The organism is Spirosoma lituiforme (genome assembly GCF_054776635.1).
The window spans coordinates 1-2,973 of the sequence record NZ_BAAHBO010000029.1 but is presented as its reverse complement, the minus strand read 5'-3'; the positions used below and the strand labels follow the sequence as shown (position 1 = coordinate 2,973).

The 2,973-nt window shown below is 53.2% G+C and carries 1 rRNA gene and 1 other annotated feature (1 of these 2 only partly in view); the gene reads left to right on the top strand.

Annotated elements, in window-relative coordinates:
- Window positions 1-2,724 (top strand) — a sequence feature (most likely nonfunctional fraction of RNA operon); it begins 1,615 nt to the left of the window's first position.
- A gap of 131 nt (window positions 2,725-2,855) precedes the next feature.
- Window positions 2,856-2,966: ribosomal RNA gene (rrf, locus tag ACYU87_RS27465) — 5S ribosomal RNA — on the top strand.
- Window positions 2,967-2,973 lie beyond the last annotated feature (7 nt).

Here is a 2,973-nt window from a genome sequence, read left to right as displayed (position 1 = left end):
GTTGGTATCCGAATGGGGCAACCCACTAGTTTGAAGAACTAGTACCTTTCGAGGGGCAAACGCGGCGAACTGAAACATCTAAGTACCCGCAGGAAGAGAAAACAATTGTGATTCCCTGAGTAGTGGCGAGCGAACGGGGAAGAGCCCAAACCATCTACGTTACGGCGTAGGCGGGGTAGTAGGACCCGACATCAAACCAACAATCGAACTGAAATGACTTGGGAAAGTCAACCATAGAGGGTGAGAGTCCCGTACGGGTCAGGGCGTTGGTGGGTTGGGGATCCTGAGTAGGGGGGAACCGGAGAAATTCCCTTTGAATCAGCCGGCACCATCCGGTAAGGCTAAATACAATCAGAAGACCGATAGCGCAGAGTACCGTGAGGGAAAGGTGAAAAGTACGGGGAGTACCCGGGTGAAATAGAACCTGAAACCAGGCGCCTACAAGCGGTTGGAGCGTCCAGCGTGGCGTGACAGCGTGCCTTTTGCATAATGAGCCTACGAGTAACCGTCACTGGCGAGGTTAAGTACGTGGACGTACGGATCCGAAGCGAAAGCGAGTCTGAACAGGGCGTCTAGTCAGTGGGGGTTGACGCGAAACTTGGTGATCTATCCCTGGCCAGGCTGAAGGGGTGGTAACACACCGTGGAGGGCCGAACCGATAAGCGTTGAAAAGCTTCCGGATGAGCTGGGGATAGGGGTGAAAGGCCAATCAAACTGAGAAATAGCTCGTACTCTCCGAAATGTTTTTAGGAACAGCGTTACGTGTTACTGTCTGTGAGGTAGAGCGACCAACAGGATGCGGGGGAGTCACATCCTACCAACTTCTGATGAACTCCGAATGCGCAGAGAGGTGCGTGGCAGTGAGGGGCAGGGTGCTAAGGTCCTGCTCCGAGAGGGGAACAACCCAGACCATCATCTAAGGTCCCCAAGTGTGTGCTAAGTTGAACAAAGGCGGTCCGGCTGCTGAGACAGCCAGGAGGTTAGCTTGGAAGCAGCTATTCCTTTAAAGAGTGCGTAACAGCTCACTGGTCGAGCGGGGCGGGCGTCGATAATAAACGGGCATCAAGCACATCACCGAAGATATGGACACATGCAAGAGCATGTTGTGGTAGGAGAGCATTCTGACATCAGTGAAGTTGACGCGTGAGCGTTGGTGGAGAGGTTAGAAAAGCAAATGTAGGCATAAGTAACGAGAATGAGGATGAGAACTCCTCACACCGAAAAGCTAAGGTTTCCTCCGCGATGGCAGTCATCGGAGGGTTAGTCGGGGTCTAAGGATAAGCTGAAGGGCGATATCTGAGGGGGAGTGGGTTAATATTCCCACACTATCTACGCAGGAGCGTTCATGACGGAGTGCCGGAGGTTTTAGGTCCTGACGGAATAGGGCGTTGAGCGGAGGTTTCGGCCAAAGCGAAAGACTGAAGGGGCTTCCAAGAAAAGTGGGCAATCGTTAAGCGTGTGGATACCCGTACCGTAAACCGACACAGGTAGCTGGGAAGAATATTCTAAGGTGCGCGAAAGAATCATGGTTAAGGAACTCGGCAAAATTACCCTGTAACTTCGGGATAAGGGGGGCCTACTCAGCGATGGGAGGCTGCAGAGAAGACGCCCAGGCGACTGTTTACCAAAAACACAGGACTCTGCCAAAATGAAAGTTGACGCATAGGGTCTGACACCTGCCCGGTGCTGGAAGGTTAAGGGGGGATGTTACTCGCAAGGGAAAGCATTGAACTGAAGCCCCAGTAAACGGCGGCCGTAACTATAACGGTCCTAAGGTAGCGAAATTCCTTGTCGGGTAAGTTCCGACCTGCACGAATGGTGTAACGATCTGGGCACTGTCTCAACCATGAGTTCGGTGAAATTGTAGTAGCGGTGAAGATGCCGCTTACCCGCCACGGGACGGAAAGACCCCGTGCACCTTTACTACAGCTTAACATTGAATGCCGGTCAGTCATGTGTAGGATAGGCGGGAGGAGTTGAAGTGGCGTCGCCAGGCGTCGTGGATCCAACCTTGAAATACCGCCCTTGGCTTACTGGCGTTCTAACGGAGGAATCCGGACCTTGTTTGGTGGGTAGTTTGACTGGGGTGGTCACCTCCGAAAGGGTAACGGAGGTTTCCCAAGGTTGGCTCATACCGGACGGTAATCGGTAGGGGAGTGCAATAGCAGAAGCCAGCTTGACAGTGAGGCCCACAAGCCGATCTGGGACGAAAGTCGGGTATAGTGATCCGGTGGTTCCGCATGGAAGGGCCATCGCTCAAAGGATAAAAGGTACGCCGGGGATAACAGGCTGATCTCCCCCAAGAGCTCACATCGACGGGGAGGTTTGGCACCTCGATGTCGGCTCGTCACATCCTGGGGCTGGAGAAGGTTCCAAGGGTTCGGCTGTTCGCCGATTAAAGTGGCACGCGAGCTGGGTTCAGAACGTCGTGAGACAGTTCGGTCCCTATCTGTGGTGGGCGTGGGAATACTGACGGGATCTGTCCTTAGTACGAGAGGACCGGGATGGACTCACCGCTGGCGGATCAGTTATCATGCCGGTGGTATGGCTGAGTAGCTACGTGGGGATCAGATAAGCGCTGAAAGCATCTAAGTGCGAAACTGGCCTGAAGATGAGTGTTCCGGTATAAAGGGGTGTTGTAGACGACGACGTGGATAGGCGGCAGGTGTCAGGGGTGAGAGCCTTTTAGCCGAGCCGTACTAATGGCCCCGGAAGCGTGTTTACGAGATATGTTTTATGTCTGGCTGGTTGATGGCCTGGTTGGTTGATGGCATTGGATTCTAATCTTTCTCTGTAGGAAAAAAGACACACGATATTGAGGACTGCCTGTTGCAGAAATCGAACGAGTCAATTAGGTTGGTGTAGTTAAGGCGGGTGTTCACCTCTACCATTTCGAACAGAGTCGTTAAGCCCCGCACTGCCGATGGTACTGCTGTCATAAGCGGGAGAGTAGGAAGATGCCACCTATTGAAA